This is a genomic window from Streptomyces sp. A012304 (assembly GCF_026008495.1).
GTDB lineage: Bacteria > Actinomycetota > Actinomycetes > Streptomycetales > Streptomycetaceae > Streptomyces.
The window spans coordinates 89,079-104,512 of record NZ_BQUN01000200.1; the positions used below are offsets into that span (position 1 = coordinate 89,079).

The 15,434-nt window shown below is 70.3% G+C and carries 14 protein-coding genes; 13 read left to right on the forward strand and 1 reads right to left on the reverse strand.

Going from position 1 to position 15,434, the window contains the following annotated elements; all coding sequences use genetic code 11:
• The 3 genes from ALMP_RS40420 to ALMP_RS40430 all read left to right on the forward strand — a co-directional run.
• Nucleotides 1-457: lyase family protein (locus ALMP_RS40420; protein WP_264936988.1), on the forward strand; the 457-nt coding region annotated here is incomplete at its 5' end.
• A gap of 85 nt (nucleotides 458-542) precedes the next feature.
• Entirely contained in the window at nucleotides 543-2,060 is a 1,518-nt protein-coding gene (locus ALMP_RS40425; RefSeq protein WP_264936989.1) for an ABC transporter substrate-binding protein, read from the forward strand.
• 47 nt (nucleotides 2,061-2,107) lie between these two features.
• The gene (locus tag ALMP_RS40430) at nucleotides 2,108-2,593 is read left to right on the forward strand and encodes a hypothetical protein (protein ID WP_309299611.1); all 486 of its coding nucleotides are present in this window, start codon (nucleotides 2,108-2,110) and stop codon (nucleotides 2,591-2,593) included.
• A 209-nt stretch (nucleotides 2,594-2,802) separates the two neighbouring features.
• Here the strand turns inward: ALMP_RS40430 and ALMP_RS40435 are convergent, their stop codons facing one another.
• The gene (locus tag ALMP_RS40435; protein ID WP_264936990.1) at nucleotides 2,803-5,034 is read right to left on the reverse strand and encodes an alpha-L-fucosidase; all 2,232 of its coding nucleotides are present in this window, start codon (nucleotides 5,032-5,034) and stop codon (nucleotides 2,803-2,805) included.
• Between the two features lie 434 nt (nucleotides 5,035-5,468).
• Here ALMP_RS40435 and ALMP_RS40440 point away from each other — a divergent pair, with 434 nt between their 5' ends.
• The 10 genes from ALMP_RS40440 (at nucleotide 5,469) to ALMP_RS40485 (ending at nucleotide 15,412) form a co-directional block, all read left to right on the forward strand.
• Nucleotides 5,469-6,530, forward strand: coding sequence for a sugar ABC transporter substrate-binding protein (locus ALMP_RS40440; protein WP_264936991.1), 1,062 nt, complete (start codon nucleotides 5,469-5,471; stop codon nucleotides 6,528-6,530).
• A 72-nt stretch (nucleotides 6,531-6,602) separates the two neighbouring features.
• Nucleotides 6,603-8,165, forward strand: coding sequence for a sugar ABC transporter ATP-binding protein (locus tag ALMP_RS40445; protein WP_264936992.1), 1,563 nt, complete (start codon nucleotides 6,603-6,605; stop codon nucleotides 8,163-8,165).
• Between the two features lie 4 nt (nucleotides 8,166-8,169).
• Entirely contained in the window at nucleotides 8,170-9,213 is a 1,044-nt protein-coding gene (locus ALMP_RS40450) for an ABC transporter permease (protein ID WP_264937173.1), read from the forward strand.
• Between the two features lie 92 nt (nucleotides 9,214-9,305).
• Nucleotides 9,306-10,631, forward strand: coding sequence for an L-fuconate dehydratase (locus ALMP_RS40455; RefSeq protein ID WP_264936993.1), 1,326 nt, complete (start codon nucleotides 9,306-9,308; stop codon nucleotides 10,629-10,631).
• Nucleotides 10,624-11,523: an amidohydrolase gene (locus ALMP_RS40460; protein ID WP_264936994.1), complete on the forward strand. Its 900-nt coding sequence runs from the start codon at nucleotides 10,624-10,626 to the stop codon at nucleotides 11,521-11,523. The genes ALMP_RS40455 and ALMP_RS40460 overlap by 8 nt, the downstream gene beginning before the upstream one ends.
• Nucleotides 11,514-11,951: an RbsD/FucU family protein gene (locus ALMP_RS40465; RefSeq protein ID WP_264936995.1), complete on the forward strand. Its 438-nt coding sequence runs from the start codon at nucleotides 11,514-11,516 to the stop codon at nucleotides 11,949-11,951. The genes ALMP_RS40460 and ALMP_RS40465 overlap by 10 nt, the downstream gene beginning before the upstream one ends.
• Nucleotides 11,948-12,991, forward strand: a complete 1,044-nt coding sequence (locus tag ALMP_RS40470) for a zinc-binding dehydrogenase (RefSeq protein WP_264936996.1) — start codon at nucleotides 11,948-11,950, stop codon at nucleotides 12,989-12,991. The genes ALMP_RS40465 and ALMP_RS40470 overlap by 4 nt, the downstream gene beginning before the upstream one ends.
• On the forward strand, nucleotides 12,988-13,749 hold the full coding sequence (locus tag ALMP_RS40475; RefSeq protein WP_264936997.1) for an SDR family oxidoreductase: 762 nt from the start codon (nucleotides 12,988-12,990) through the stop codon (nucleotides 13,747-13,749). Before ALMP_RS40470 ends, ALMP_RS40475 begins: the two co-directional genes overlap by 4 nt.
• Nucleotides 13,746-14,378, forward strand: a complete 633-nt coding sequence (locus tag ALMP_RS40480) for a bifunctional 4-hydroxy-2-oxoglutarate aldolase/2-dehydro-3-deoxy-phosphogluconate aldolase (RefSeq protein WP_264936998.1) — start codon at nucleotides 13,746-13,748, stop codon at nucleotides 14,376-14,378. The genes ALMP_RS40475 and ALMP_RS40480 overlap by 4 nt, the downstream gene beginning before the upstream one ends.
• Nucleotides 14,375-15,412, forward strand: coding sequence for a sugar kinase (locus ALMP_RS40485; RefSeq protein WP_264937000.1), 1,038 nt, complete (start codon nucleotides 14,375-14,377; stop codon nucleotides 15,410-15,412). The genes ALMP_RS40480 and ALMP_RS40485 overlap by 4 nt, the downstream gene beginning before the upstream one ends.
• Nucleotides 15,413-15,434: the final 22 nt, after the last annotated feature.

A 15,434-nucleotide genomic window follows, 5' to 3' on the forward strand; every position in this document is an offset into this window, starting at 1 on the left:
CGGTTCGTCGATCATGCCGGGCAAGGTGAACCCGGTGATCCCCGAGGTCGTCAACCAGGTCGCCTTCGAGGTGATCGGCAACGACGTCACCATCACGATGGCCGCCGAGGCCGGACAGCTCCAGCTCAACGCCTTCGAGCCGGTCATCCTGCACTCCCTGTCGGAGTCCATCACCCACCTGCGCAACGCGTGCGTCACCCTCGCCGAGCGCTGCGTGTCCGGCATCACCGCCAACACCGAGGCGCTGCGCCGGAGCGTGGAGAACTCCATCGGGCTGGTCACCGCCCTCAACCCGCACATCGGGTACACGGCGGCCACCGACATCGCCAAGGAGGCCCTCGTCACCGGCCGGGGCGTGGCCGAACTCGTCCTGGAAAAGGGCCTGTTGCCCGCCGAGACCCTCGCCGACCTGCTCCGACCCGAGGCTGTGGCGGGCAGCGGCCAGGTGCTGGCCTGACGGTGCCTTATAAGCTGAAGCGGCCCCTTCGATTCATGTGCGAGCAAGGGGCCACACCCTCTCCTTCCGCGTGACAGGACCCTCCATGCGTACGACCTACCGCCGCCTCACCGCGGCACTTGCTCTCACCCCACTGCTGGCCGGTTGTTTCGTGTCCAGCGAGGGAGGCACGGGCACTGAAGGCGGGTCAGGAGGGCGGCTCAGGGTCGCGCTCGCCCGCCCGCCGGTGCAGGCGCTGTCCCCGTACAGCGACGACGCCACCTTGCTGGGCAAGCTCTCCGTGGTCGAAGGACTCACCGCCCTGGACAAGGACGGCGCCGCAGCCCCCGCGCTGGCCACGTCCTGGAAGCAGGTCAACCCCACCACCTGGATCTTCGAGCTGCGCAAGGCCACCTTCCAGGACGGCACGCCGGTCACCGCCGACGCGGTCGTGGGCGCCCTCGACCACGCGGACGCCGCCAAGCCCAAGCCCCGCGTCCTCAGCGACGTGACCCTCACCGCGAAGGCCGACGACGCCGACACCGTCACGATCAGCACCAAGGCCGCCGACCCGGTGCTCCCGCTGCGGCTGGCCAGCCCGGTGCTGGCCATCCTCTCCGCCAAGGCGTACCACGAGGACGGCACCGTCAGCCCGATCGGCACCGGCACCGGCCCCTTCAAGGTCACGAAGCTCATCGGCAAGTCCAAGGCCACGCTCGACCGTTACGACGGCTACTGGGGCGGCAAGGCCAAGGCGCCCGGCATCGACGTGACCTGGATAGCCGACGGCACGGCCCGCGCGGGCGCCCTGCGCTCCGGCGACGTCGACATCGCCGAGTGGATCCCCACCTCCCAGGCCAAGCTGCTGGACGTGAAAACCCGTCACGAAGTGCCGTCCGTACGGACCGACAGCCTCATCCTCAACACCGGCGACGGCATGTTCACCGACCCCGCGCTGCGTGCGGCGGCCCGCGAGGCCGTGGACGCCTCCGCGCTCGTCGACTCGGTCTTCGGCGGCTACGCCGACCCCGCGCAGGGCCTGTTCGGACCCGCCGTCCCCTGGGCGGTCGGCAAGCGCGTCGACGTCACCGGCCGGGCCAAGGCCGCGACACCCGCACAGGTCAGGTCCAGGACGAAGGGCAAGGTCGTGCGGCTGGCCGCCTACACCAACCGCGCGGAGCTGCCCGAGGCCGCCACCGTGCTGCAGCAGCAACTGGAGCAGGCCGGGTTCACCGTGAAGCAGGACGTCCGCGAGTACACACAGATGGAGGCCGACCTCCTCGCCGGCAAGTACGACGCCCTCGTCATGTCCCGGGTGGTGCTCCTCGACACCGGCGACGCGGTCGCCTACCTGGCGAGCGACTACACGAGCAACGGCGTGTACAACATCGCCCGCCTGAAGGACCCCAAGGTGGACCAGGCGGTCAAGTCCGCCGCCGTGGAAGGCGACGTGACGAGGCGGCAGCAGAAGACCATGGCCGCCGAGGCGCAGATCCTGCGCACCGACGCCGTCGTCCCGCTCGTCCACGAGAAGGTCGTCCAGGGCATCGCCACCGATGTCGAGGGCGTGCTCCTCGACCCTCGCGAGCGCTCCCTGATCGACGTCGACACCCACCTGAAGTAGCTGCCGGTGAGCGTCATGTCGGCCGGTACCGAGGCCCGCCCGTCCCGGTGGCGCGCGCGGGCCTCGGCCGCCTCGCCGCCGGGACCGCGCTGCTGACGGCGGTGGCCCTGCTGCCCTGGCTGTCCGGGAACGACCCCGCGCTGACCGTCCTGCGGGCCCGCTCCGCCGACCAGGACCCCACGCCCGCCCAGCTGGCCTCCGTTCGGGAGCAACCGGGTCTGGGCGAGGGGCCCTTCACGCATCTTGTGCACTGGCTGGGCGGGCTGCCGCGAGGCGACGCGGGCACTTCCTGGGTGTCGGGCGAGGCGGTGCTGCCCCAGGTGACGAACGCCTTCGCGGTCTCCGTCACCCTGATGCTCGGGGCGCTCGTCGTCACCGTCGCGGTCGCCGCACTGGTCAGCGCCCGCACCCTGTACCTCGGCTCCCGGCGCCGGCTGCACCGGGGGAGAGGGGCCGTCGGGGTCGCCGTCCTCGCCGCGCTGCCCAAGTTCCTGCTCGCCTCGCTCCTCGCCACCGTGTGCGCCGACCGATGAAAGCGATGCTGTCCTGCGAGTCGATGAACCCGCTCCTGTGCACAGGCCCGACTTCCGCATGACCGGAGTCCGGCCTGTCGGCGGGGGTGGTCCCGCTGGCCGGCGGAGTGAATGCCTCTGGCTCGGTGACCGAACCGGGCGGCACCGTGGCGGCGGCTGCGGCAGCGTACGAGGAGTACGCCGCCACAGCCGCTCGCGCGTCCCGAGGATCAGACGGCCGTGAACGTCCACAGCAGGTTGGCGCTGCTGCCGTACGTCCACTGCTTGGTGACGGAGCCCGAGTCGACCTTGCCGCCGCCGTCGAGGACCAGACCGGTGGTGCGGTTGGCGATCGAGTAGCTGTCGCCGCCCCGGTGGGTGATCGTCCACTGCTGGTTGGTGCCACCGTTCCACGGGGCCTGTCGGGCCGCGGAGCCGTCGGCGGTGAAGCCCCAGCCGTCGGCGACCATGCCGTTCGTGCGGTTGACCAGCCGGTAGTAGCCGCCTCCGACGGGCTCCGCGTGCCACTGCAGGTTGGGGCTGCCGTCCCAGGTCCACTGCTTGAGGTTGGACCCGGAGGCGACGTTGCCGCCGCTGTCCAGGGCGAGGCCGCTGGTGACGTTGCTGATCCGGAAGTACGTCGCCGGGTTGAACTGAACCCTCAGCGAGGTGATCTGGTCGTTGTTGCCGGTGACCCTGAGGTCGGCGTTGTCGGTGGTGAAGGTCCAGGAGGTGCCGGTGAAGTTGTCGCCGGCGTAGCCGATCACCTGGTAGCCGGGGGCCGGCCGGAGGGAGGAGAGGGTGCGCGCGCCCAGCCCGGCCGCGGTCAGGTCGGCCGCGGTGTGTTCGCCGACGGGGAGCACCGCGTAGTCGCCGGTGTAGTTGACGTCCTTGAAGCCGATGGCGCCGGCGAGCGGCCGCAGGCCCGGGATCGGGCCGGAGAACGAGAGCTTCAGGACGTAGGCGTTCGCACTGTACGGCGCGGAGGACGGCAGGGTGACCGTGAGGCCGGAGGAGCTCTGCGTCGGCGTGGGCAGGTCGATGTAGGTGCCGGCGGTGGAGCCGAGGAGCTTGACCGAGGTCAGCGAGGAGAGGTTGATCCGGTCCGAGCTCAGGGTCTTGATCGTCAGCGAGCTGCCGGGCCAGCCCAGGACGGTGGCGTACAGGACGTTGCCCGCCTTGTTGCGGGTGAAGCGGATGTCCTGCGGCGTACCGGCGTGCGGGGTGGTGAACGAGCCGCCGCCCATCTTCGTCGGGCCCTCGCCGTACGCCGACCAGGCGCGGGTCGCGTACAACGACTCGCCGAAGCGCTTCAGATGGTCTCCGATGCCCAGCAGGATGTCCTTCTGCGCCTGCGGGATGGTGCCGTCGGCCATCGGCGCGATGTTCAGCAGCATGTTGCCGTTCTTGCTGACCCGGTCGATGAACGAGTGCAGCATCTGCTGGATGGTGTAGTAGCCGATGCCCTGGGTGTAGCACCAGCTGCTGCTGGAGATGCTGTCGTCGGTCAGCCAGTACGGGGTGGTGAGGTCGGCAGGGCCGCCGCGCTCGTAGTCGAAGACCTCGCCCTTGCCGTGCATGCCGTCCTTGTACGTGGTGACGACCTCACGACCCCAGCTGTTGGCCTGGTTGTAGTAGTACGCCAGGAAGTTGAGGCGCTGTTGTTCGTCGACGTCGTCCAGGTTGAAGTCCTGCCACAGGATGTCGGGCTGGGCGCGGTCGATGACCTCCTTGAGCTTGTCGAACCAGAGCTGGTTCTCCGCGGCCGACCCCAGCTGCCCGTAGAGCTTCTTGAGGCTCGGGTCCGTCTGGGCGGGGGCGGATTCGTAGAAACCGGTGAAGTTGTACGCGTGGTGCATGGCCACCAGCAGCTTGAGGCCCTTGGCGCGGATGGCCGTGGAGAAGAGCTTCAGCAGGTCGAGGCCCGGGCCCTTCTTGACCGAGTTCCACTCGTTGACCTGGCTGTCCCACATGGAGAAGCCGTCATGGTGCTCGGCGACCGGGCCGGCGAACCTGGCGCCGGCGTCGACGAACAGCTGCACCCATTCTTCGGGGTCGAACTTCCCGCCGGCCGACTTCAGCTTCGGCGCGAACTTCACGAAGTTGCCCGCCAGGTCCTGAGCCCCGTTGATGAAGTTGTGGTACGGCCACGCCGATGGCTGGCCGTAGGTCGCGATGTGGTGCTGGTGGGCGCTGTCGTCGGCCCGGTACATGTTGCGGGGATACCACTCGTTGCCGAAGGCCGGGACGCTGAAGACGCCCCAGTGGAAGTAGATCCCGAACTTCGCGTCCTGGAACCACTCCGGGGCCGGCGGGTGCTGGTCGACCGAGTTCCAGTCCGGTGTGTAGGTGCTGGGTGCCGCCTGGGCGACGTTCGCGCCGAACAAACCTCCGGCAACGGCGGCCGCGGCCACGCAGGTTGCGCCCGCCAGGAAGTGGCGTCTGTTGATCGAACTCGACATGGAGACATCCCTGGTGCAGAGGGGACAGGGGAGTGCAGGGCGCCGCTTGTTACGCATGAAGGTCCGCCATGTCTCCCTGGGATGTCAACCGCCGTGCAGGGATGAAAAGCGTCATGCGGTTCGGCAATCAGCCCCATTTGGGGCAGGTTTAGTGCGGTTTCCGACCATCGAAACATGGCATGTCTGTCGGAGTCTCGTGGCCGACTGAGGCCATCCATCGGCGAAGATTGATGGGATGGATCTCGCGCCTTCCCGCTGTCGCGCCCCCGTCTCGGAGCGACTGTGAGCTGGCTTTTCAGTACGAACTGATGCAGGAGGCTAGACAGCGTGCCAGTAACGCGCCTATAAACATCCCATCTCTACGGCCGCGACGATACGCAGATGTCGCCGAGGCGAAACATCTCCCGCTACGGGACCGGCGCGAGGAAGCACCGATGAGACTCAGAACCGCCCTCTGTTCCGCCGTCTCCACCCTCTCCGCAGTGGCGCTGCTCAGCGCGTGCAGCGGCTCCACCACCGCGGCGTCGTCGAGTGGCACGCCGCTGGTCGGTGTCGACTACCCGCGCTCCGACACCGACTTCTGGAACTCGTACATCAAGTACACACCCCAGTACGCCAAGGAGCTGGGACTGGACCTGAAGACCACCAATTCCCAGAACGACGTCGCCAAACTCACCGCCAACGCACAGACGTTCATCAGCCAGGGCGTCAAGGGCCTCGCGATGGCCCCGCAGGACACCGCCGCCATCGCCCCGACGCTCGCGCAGATGGAGGCGAAGAAGATCCCGGTCGTCACCGTCGACACCCGCCCCGACACCGGCAATGTGTTCATGGTCGTGCGCGCCGACAACCGCGCCTACGGCGAGAAGGCCTGCCAGTACCTCGGCACCAAGCTCGGCGGCAAGGGCAAGGTCGTGATGCTCCAGGGCGACCTGTCCTCCATCAACGGCCGTGACCGCACCGAGGCGTTCAACGACTGCATGAAGAAGAACTACCCGGACATCAAGGTGTTCGGCGAGGCCACCAACTGGGACGGCGCCGTCGCCGCACAGAAGCTCCAGACGCGGCTGACCCAGCACCCGGACATCAAGGGCGTCTACATGCAGTCCAGCTTCGCCCTGTCCGGCACGCTCCAAGTCCTCAAGCAGAAGGACCTGTTGACGGGACCGGAGGACAAGAAGCATGTGTTCGTCGTCTCCAACGACGGTATCCCGGAGGAGCTCAAGTCCATCGCCGCCGGGAAGATCGACGCCACCGTCTCCCAGCCGGCCGACCTCTACGCCAAGTACGCCCTGTACTACCTCAAGGCCGCGATCGACGGAAAGACGTTCAACCCCGGCAAGACCGACCACGACAGCACGATCATCCAGGTCCGCGACGGCGTGCTCGAGGACCAGCTCTCCGCCCCGCTCGTCACGGCCGACGGCGGCACCTACGGCGGTGTGCCCAGCGTCAAGAGCGACGACAAGTCGCTGTGGGGCAACAACCTCGGCTGATCTCTCTGATTCCTCCGATCCCTCTGATTCCTCATCAGGAACACAACGGCTCACGAGAACAAGGCGGTTGAGATGAGCGACGGGGAGCGAGCAGTCACCCCCGCACCCGCCCCGGCGGACGACGGACGGGCCCCCTCGGACCCGCCCGTCGTCGAGGCGACGGGCATAGTCAAACGATTCGGTCCGACGGTGGCCCTGAACGGCGCCCGGATCACCATCAGACCCGGCGAGACCCACGCGCTCGTCGGCCGCAACGGAGCCGGCAAGTCGACCCTGGTTTCGGTCCTCACCGGCCTGCAGGCCCCCGACGAGGGAACGGTGACCTTCGACGGCGAGCCGGCCCCCCGGCTCAGCGACCGCGACGCCTGGCGCCGGCGCGTGGCCTGCGTCTATCAGAAGTCGACGATCATCCCCACGCTGACCGTCGCCGAGAACCTCTTCCTGAACCGGCACGACCACGGGCGAGGCCGGCTCATCAGCTGGCAGGCCACCCGCCGCCGCGCACAGGAGCTGCTGTCGACCTGGTCGGTGGACGTCGACCCACAGACCCCGGCCGGTGATCTGAGCGTCGAGCAGCGGCAGTTCGTCGAGATCGCCCGGGCACTGTCCTTCGGGGCGCGGTTCATCATCCTCGACGAGCCGACCGCCCAGCTCGACGGAGCCGCCATCAACCGCCTCTTCGACCGCATCCGCGACCTGCAACGCCAGGGCGTGACCTTCCTGTTCATCAGCCACCATCTCCAGGAGATCTACGAGATCTGCGACATGGTGACGGTGTTCCGCGACGCCCGGCACATCGTGACCGCGCCGGTCGCGGAACTGGGCCGCGCCGATCTGGTCGCCGCCATGACCGGCGAGGCGGCGGCCGACCGGCGCGAGGACCGGGCGAGCACCGTCGACCCCGGTGCCACGGCCGCGCTGAGCGTCCGCGCGCTGCGGGGCGACGCGTACGACGACGTCAGCTTCCAGGTCGGAGCCGGCGAGATCGTCGGCCTCGCGGGCGCCGCCGGCAGCGGGCGCACCGAGGTCGCCGAGACCGTCGTAGGGCTGAGGACGGCAGCGGCGGGCGAGGTGGAGATCGCGGGGCGGCGGCCCCGGCCGGGCAGCGTGCCCGCCGCGCTCGCCGCCGGCGCCGGTTTCGTCCCCCAGGACCGGCACCACCAGGGCTTCGTTCCGGACATGTCGATCGCGGACAACGCCACGCTGTCCGTGCCGAAGCGGCTCGGCCAGGGCGGCTTCCTCAACCGCGGCCGTCGGGACAGGATCGCCGAGGGCCTGATCGAGAACCTCGCGATCAAGACCCCCGGTCCGGACCTGCCCGTCTCCACCCTCTCCGGCGGCAACCAGCAGAAGGTCGTCATGGCCCGCGCCCTGGCCGACGACCCGAAGCTGCTGGTCCTGATCAACCCGACCGCGGGCGTGGACGTGCGCTCCAAGGAGTTCCTCCTCGGCAAGGTCGAGGAGACCGCGGCCACCGGCACCGGAGTGCTCATCGCCTCCGACGAACTCGACGACCTGCGCATGTGCGACCGGGTCCTGGTGATGTTCCAGGGCCGTGTGACCTCGGAGATCGCCCGCGGCTGGCACGACCACGACCTCGTGGCCGCGATGGAAGGAGTGGACCTGCATGCCTGAAGTGATGCCTGAAACCGTCCTCGCGGACACCGCCGCGGCCAAGGGCACGGAGCCGGCGCCCAAGCGGACCGCGCTGCTCGGCGGCCGCATCCCCCTGGCCCGGCTGCGCGACCTCGCCCTCGTCCCCGCGATCGTCGCCATCGCGATCGTCGGCCAGATCGTCAACCCGGTCTTTCTGCAGACGGACAACCTCATCAACGTCCTGCAGACGATGTCCGAAATAGCCCTTCTGGTCCTCGCCCAGACGATGATCCTGATCGTCAAGAAGATGGACCTGTCACTCGAGTCCACCATGGGCCTCGCCCCCGGCGTCGCCGCCTGGCTGGTGGTCCCGGCCGGCGCGGGCCATGGACTCGGACTGCTCCCCGGCGCCTGGGCCATCCCCGTCACCCTCGCCGTGGGCGCGCTCGTCGGCGTGATCAACGCCCTGCTGATCATCCGCTTCGGCCTCAACGGCTTCATCGTCACCCTCGGCATGCTGATCGTGCTGCGCGGTGTCCTCACCGGCATCTCCGGCGGCCAGACCTTCTTCCAGCTGCCGCCGTCGATGCTCTACCTCGGCACCGAGCAATGGTTCGGGATGCCCGCGTCCATCTGGATCTGCCTGGTGCTGTTCGCCGTTGCGATCGTCGTCCTCGGCTGGACCAGCTTCGGCCGCTCGCTGTACGCCATCGGCGGCAACGTCGACGCCGCGAAGGCGGCCGGCATCCGCACCGACCGGGTGCTGTGGATCGTCATCGTCACCGGCAGCCTGCTCGCCGCCCTCGCCGGACTGATGCTCTCCGGACGCCTGGCCTCCGTCGCCTCGGCGCAGGGCAACGGCTACATCTTCACCGTCTTCGCCGCCGCCGTCATCGGCGGGATCAGCCTGAACGGCGGCAAGGGCACCATGTTCGGCGCGTTCTGCGGCATCCTGCTGCTCTTCATGATCCAGAACGTCCTCACGCTGGCGGGCGTCCCCGCTCAGTGGATCGGCGCTCTCAACGGCCTGATCATCCTGGTCGCCCTCGCCATCTCCCGCATCACGGGCGGCAAGGTCCAGGAGTGACCCGGGCGGCCCCACCGGCCGCCCGACCTCCGCCGCGTTCACGTCTCGTTGCCAGGGGCCGGACCGCCCCTGCTCTCACAGGAGTTGCCGCCATGTCCTCCACCGTGCCCTCATCCGCCCGCATCACCGCCCTGGACGTCCTGGACGTGCGGTTCCCTACCTCCGAACACCTCGACGGCTCGGACGCCATGAACCCCGAACCCGACTACTCCGCCGCCTACGTCGTCCTGCGCACCGACGCCGGCGACGGACTCGAGGGCCACGCCCTGGCCTTCACCACCGGCCGCGGCAACGACGTGCAGGCCGCCGCCATCGCGGCCCTCGCCCCGCACGTGGTGGGACTCTCGGTCGAGGAGGTCTGCGCCGACCTCGGCGCGTTCTCCCGCTCCCTCGTCCACGACCCCCAACTGCGCTGGCTGGGACCGGAGAAGGGCGCCATCCACATGGCCACCGGAGCCGTCGTCAACGCCGCCTGGGACCTGGCCGCCAAGCGCGCCGGCAAGCCCGTGTGGCGGTTCCTCGGCGAGATGTCGCCGGAGGACCTGGTCGCCCAGGTCGACTTCCGCTGGCTGAGCGACGCCCTCACCCCGGAGGAGGCCCTGGAGATCCTGCGCCGCGCCGAACCCGGCCGCGAACAGCGCATCGGCCACCTGCTCGACCGGGGCTACCCCGCCTACACCACCACCCCCGGCTGGCTCGGCTACTCCGACGAGAAGCTGGCCCGCCTCGCCCGCGAGGCCGTCGCCGACGGCTTCACCCAGATCAAGCTGAAGGTCGGCGCGGACCTGGAGGACGACGTACGGCGCATGCGCACCGCCCGCGAGACGGTCGGCGACGGCATCCGCATCGCGGTGGACGCCAACCAGAGATGGGACGTCCAGCCCGCGATCGACTGGATGAGTGCCCTGGCCCCTTTCCAGCCGTACTGGATCGAGGAGCCGACCTCCCCGGACGACATCCTCGGCCACGCCGCCGTGCGCGAGGCCGTCAGCCCCATCAAGGTCGCCACCGGCGAGCACATCGCCAACCGGGTCGTCTTCAAGCAGCTCCTCCAGGCCGGCGCGGTGGACATCGTGCAGATCGACTCCGCGCGGGTCGGCGGCGTCAACGAGAACATTGCGATCCTGCTGCTCGCCGCGAAGTTCGGCGTGCCGGTCTGCCCGCACGCGGGCGGCGTCGGCCTGTGCGAGATGGTGCAGCACCTGTCGATGTTCGACTACATCGCCGTCTCCGGCACGACCGAGGACCGCGTCATCGAGTACGTCGACCACCTGCACGAGCACTTCGTCGACCCGGTCCGCATTGCCGACGGCAACTACCTGGCCCCGACCCTGCCGGGGCTCAGCGCGCAGATGCACCCCGAGTCGCTCAAGGAGTACGCCTACCCCGACGGCCCGGTCTGGACCGCTCGTGTCTGACGCCCAGGCCCTCGTCGACGCCCACCACCACGTGTGGGACCTGGACGTCCGGCCGCAGCCCTGGTTGGACGAACCGGGCCACGAGCCGATCCGCCGCAACTTCAGCTCGCACGCCCTGCGCTCGGCCGCGACCCGGCCGATCGCCGGACGGCGATTGACCAGCACGGTGGTCGTCCAGTGCATTACGTCCGTGCCGGAGACCCGGGACCTCCTCGCCCTGGCCGACAGCGACCCGCTGATCGGTGCCGTCGTCGGCTGGGTGGACCTGACGTCCCTCGCGATCAGTGACGTACTCGACGACCTGCGGACCGGCTCGGCGGGCCGGTACCTGCGGGCCGTACGGCACGTCGTGCAGGGCGAGTCGGACCCGCACTGGCTCCAACGGCCCGACGTCGAACGCGGGTTGGCAGCGGTCGGGGAGCGCGGGCTCGGATACGACGTGCTGGTCCGCAGCCACCAGCTCGCGCAGGCGATCGACCTCGCGGAACGGCTCCCCGAGCTACCGCTGGTCCTGGACCATGCGGGCAAGCCCCCCATCGCACGGCGGGAACTGACCGACTGGGCACAGCAGTTGCGGAGGCTGGCCTGGCACAAGCAGGTTCGCTGCAAGGTGTCGGGGCTGATCACAGAGGCCGACCACGAGAAGTGGACCGTGGACGACATCCGCCCCGTGTGGGACGTCCTGCTCTCCGCCTTCGGGCCCGACCGCCTGATGTTCGGCTCCGACTGGCCGGTCTGCGTGCTCGCGGGCGGCTGGAACCGCTGGGCCGCCACCGTCGAAAAGCTGCTGGACGACTGTTCCGAGAGCGAAAAGCAGGCGGTGCTGTCCGGTACGGCGACTGCCTTCTACCGGCTGACCGACGAGAAGGAGAGGACACCCCCGTGCTCCTGACGGAACTACTGCATCCCGGCATCCTCGAAGCCCTTGCCGGAGCCGGCCACGGCGCCCGCGTACTGCTCGCCGACGGTCACTACCCGGCGAGCACCGCCACCGGCGAGCGCGCCAGAACCGTCCACCTCAACCTGGCCCCCGGCCTGCTCGACGTCACCACTGTCCTCGACGTCCTGCTGCGCGCCCTGCCCGTCGAGGCGGCCCATGTGATGGTTCCGCCCGAGGGTGAACCCGAGCCGCCGGCCATCGCCGAGTACCGCTCGATGCTGGCGCCCGTCCCGGTCGGCACGCTCGGCCGCTTCGAGTTCTACGACGCCGCCCGCTCGCCGGACCTGGCGCTGGCGATCGTCACCGCCGACACCCGTACCTACGCCAACCTGCTGCTGACCATCGGCGTCCGCGCTGAAGGGACCCTGACGACACGATGACACTCGCCGTCCGCTACACAGCCGCCCGCACCTTGGACACGGCTCCCGCACCTACTACGCCGCCCGGTCCCGGCGAGGTGGAACTGGCCCCCGCCTACGTCGGTATATGCGGCACCGACCTGCACATCTTCCACGGCGACATGGACGCCCGGGTCACCGCGCCCGCCGTCCTGGGACACGAGATGTCCGGCCGCGTCGTACGCGTCGGTCCGGGCGTCGAGGGCTGGCAGCCCGGCGACGCGGTCACCGTGATGCCGCTGCGCTGGGACGACACCTGCCCGGCCTGCCGCGCGGGCCACCAACACATCTGCCAGCACCTGGACTTCATCGGCATCGACTCCCCGGGCGCGATGCAGCAGCGCTGGACCGTACCCGCCTCGACGCTCATCCGGCTGCCCGATTCCCTTCCTCTGGACCGGGCCGCGCTCGTCGAGCCGACGGCGGTGGCCGTGCATGACGTGGGCCGGGCCGAGGTCGCCGAGGGCGAGAAGGTGGTCGTTGTCGGCGGCGGCCCCGTCGGCATCCTCATCGCGCTGGTCGCGCGAGCCGCGGGCGCCGAGGTCCGGGTGGCCGAGCTGAGCGCCCACCGTCGGCTGCTCGCCGAGGAGCTGGGACTGACGGCGTGGAACCCGGCCGACGTCGAGGTGCCGGAGCTGGTGCGGCAGTGGACCGCAGGCGCGGGCGCGGACGTCGCCTTCGAGGTGTCCGGCGCGGCGGGCGGCGTCAACACCGCGGTCGACGTGCTGGGTGTGCGCGGCCGTCTCTGCCTCGTCGCCATCCACCCGCGCCCCCGCGAGGTCAACCTGCACCGCTTCTTCTGGCGCGAACTCACCCTCGTCGGCGCCCGGTTGTACGACCGCTCCGACTTCGAGAAGGCGGTCGCCCTGGTCGACGACGGCACGATCCAGGCCGACCGGCTGATCAGCAAGGTCGTGCCGCTCACGCAGGCACCTGCCGCCTTCGAGGCCCTGGAGGGCGGCGGCGACGTGATGAAGATCCTCGTGGACTGCACCGACGACGCCCAGGGAGCCGCCGTATGACCGCCTTCGACCTCACCGGAAAGCTTGCCGTCGTCACGGGAGCCCGGCGCGGTATCGGACGGGCCATGGCCCGCGCGCTCGCCGAGGCCGGCGCGGACGTCATCGGTGTCAGCGCCTCGCTGGAGGAGTCCGGCAGTGCGGTGGAAAAGGACGTCGTCGCCGCGGGGCGCACCTTCGAGGCGATCCGGACCGACTTCGCCGATCCGGAGGCCGTACGGACCCTGGGTGCGGACCTCGCCGGGCGCGAGCGGCCGGTGGACATCCTGGTCAACAACGCGGGTACGATCCGCCGCACTCCGGCCGCCGAACACACCGACGCCGACTGGGAGTTGGTGCTCCAGGTCAACCTCAACGCGCAGTTCGCGCTGAGCCGGGCTGTGGGCGCGGCGATGGTGGCCCGCGGCCAGGGGAAGGTCATCTTCACGGCGTCGCTGCTCAGCTTCCAGGGCGGCATCACCGTCCCCGGTTACACCGCCGCCAAGCACGGCATCGCCGGACTCACGAAGGCGCTGGCCAACGAGTGGGCGCCGCACGGCGTGAACGTCAACGCCATCGCCCCCGGCTACATCGCCACCGACAACACCCAGGCACTGCGGGACGACCCGGTGCGCAGCCAGGCGATCCTGGACCGCATCCCGGCCGGCCGCTGGGGCGACGCCGACGACCTGGCGGGCGCCACGGTGTTCCTCGCCTCGGACGCCGCCGCCTACGTCCACGGTGTCGTCCTGCCCGTCGACGGCGGATGGCTCGGCCGATGACCGCAACCGACCTGGGCTCCGTGCTGGCCGGAGCACGCGTGCTGCCGGTACTTACGGTGCGGCGCGTCTCGGCCGCCGGCCTGCTGGCCGAAGCGCTCGCGGCGGGCGGTGCTCGGTGCGCCGAGGTCACCTTCCGCACATCGGACGCCGAGCAGGTGCTCAAGGAGATGGCCGCCCACGGTGGCCTGGCTGTCGGCGCCGGTACGGTCCTCACGGCCGAGCAGGCGGAGCGGGCCGTGGTGGCCGGCGCCCGCTTCGTGGTCTCGCCCGGCTTCGACGAGGAGGTCGTCGACAAGTGCCGCGAGCTGGGGGTGCCCGTGGTGCCCGGCATCGCCACCGCCACCGAGCTGATGCGCGCCCTGAAGGCAGGCCTCGACACCGTCAAGCTCTTCCCCGCCGAGCCGCTCGGCGGCGTGCGGATGCTGCGGGCGCTCGCGGCTCCCTTCCCCCGGACGCGCTTCGTACCGACCGGCGGGATCGGCACCGACCAGCTGGCCGCCTACCTCGCCGACCCGGCGGTCCTCGCCGTCGGCGGCAGCTGGATGGCCACCGCCGACCACCTGGACCGGGGCGACTACGCGGAGATCCGCAGGCTGACCGCAGATGCGGTGGAGAGGAGTGCGACGTGATCGACGTGGTGGCCCTCGGCGAGGTGATGCTGCGCTTCGACCCGGGCGAGGGACGCATCCGCACCGCCCGCTCCTTCCAGGTCTGGGAGGGCGGCGGCGAGTACAACGTCGTCCGCGGACTGCGCCGCTGCTTCGGCCTGCGCACCGCCGTCGTGACCGCGCTCGCCGACAACGCGGTGGGCCGGCTCGTCGAGGACCTGATCCTCCAGGGCGGCGTCGACGCCTCGCTGATCCGCTGGGTGCCTGACGACGGCATCGGCCGGACCGCCCGCAACGGCCTCAACTTCGTCGAACGCGGCTACGGCATCCGCGGCGCCCTGGGCGTCAGCGACCGCGCCCACACCGCCGTCTCCCAGCTGCGCAAAGGGGACGTCGACTGGGAGGCGGTGTTCTCGGGCGGGGTGCGCTGGTTCCACACCGGCGGCATCTTCGCCGGCCTGTCCGACACCACGGTGGACGTCGCCGACGAGGCCATGGCCGCGGCCCGCCGGCACGGCGTCACCGTCTCCTACGACCCCAACTACCGCCCCAGCCTGTGGGCCGGCCGGGGCGGCGCCGACGCCGCCCGCGAGGTCGACCTGCGGCTCGCCCGGCACGCCGACGTCGTGGTGGGCGCCCTCGGCCTGGCCGGGACGTACCCGGGCGACGTGCGGGTCAGTGCCGACGAGGTGTGTGACGCACTCGCCTCCGTCGCCGCCCTCCTGCCCGACGCGAAGGTACTGGCAACGACCCTGCGCGACGTACGGTCGGCCGGCGTCAACGACTGGTCCTCGGCCGCCTGGTCCGCCGAGACCGGCTTCGTCACCGGCCCCAGGATGACCGGCCTGCAGGTGCTGGACCGCATCGGCTCCGGCGACGCATTCGCCGCCGGACTGATCCACGGACTGCTCGGCGACGCCGGCCTGGAGCAGGCCCTGGCCTACGGCACCGCCCACGGCGCGCTCACCATGACCACGCCCGGAGACGTCTCCATGGCCTCGCTCGCCGAGGTCGAGGCGCTCATCGCGGGCGGGACGGCCCACGTCAGACGCTGACCGGCGCCCCCACCCCCGTATC

Bases quoted from the DNA above. Each gene is read 5' to 3' on its own strand.
- ALMP_RS40455 (WP_264936993.1), top strand. From the start codon at position 9,306: ATGTCCTCCACCGTGCCCTCATCCGCCCGCATCACCGCCCTGGACGTC.
- ALMP_RS40480 (WP_264936998.1), top strand. From the start codon at position 13,746: ATGACCGCAACCGACCTGGGCTCCGTGCTGGCCGGAGCACGCGTGCTG.
- ALMP_RS40450 (WP_264937173.1), top strand. From the start codon at position 8,170: ATGCCTGAAACCGTCCTCGCGGACACCGCCGCGGCCAAGGGCACGGAG.
- ALMP_RS40470 (WP_264936996.1), top strand. From the start codon at position 11,948: ATGACACTCGCCGTCCGCTACACAGCCGCCCGCACCTTGGACACGGCT.
- ALMP_RS40475 (WP_264936997.1), top strand. From the start codon at position 12,988: ATGACCGCCTTCGACCTCACCGGAAAGCTTGCCGTCGTCACGGGAGCC.
- ALMP_RS40445 (WP_264936992.1), top strand. From the start codon at position 6,603: ATGAGCGACGGGGAGCGAGCAGTCACCCCCGCACCCGCCCCGGCGGAC.
- ALMP_RS40435 (WP_264936990.1), bottom strand. From the start codon at position 5,034: ATGTCGAGTTCGATCAACAGACGCCACTTCCTGGCGGGCGCAACCTGC.
- ALMP_RS40440 (WP_264936991.1), top strand. From the start codon at position 5,469: ATGAGACTCAGAACCGCCCTCTGTTCCGCCGTCTCCACCCTCTCCGCA.
- ALMP_RS40425 (WP_264936989.1), top strand. From the start codon at position 543: ATGCGTACGACCTACCGCCGCCTCACCGCGGCACTTGCTCTCACCCCA.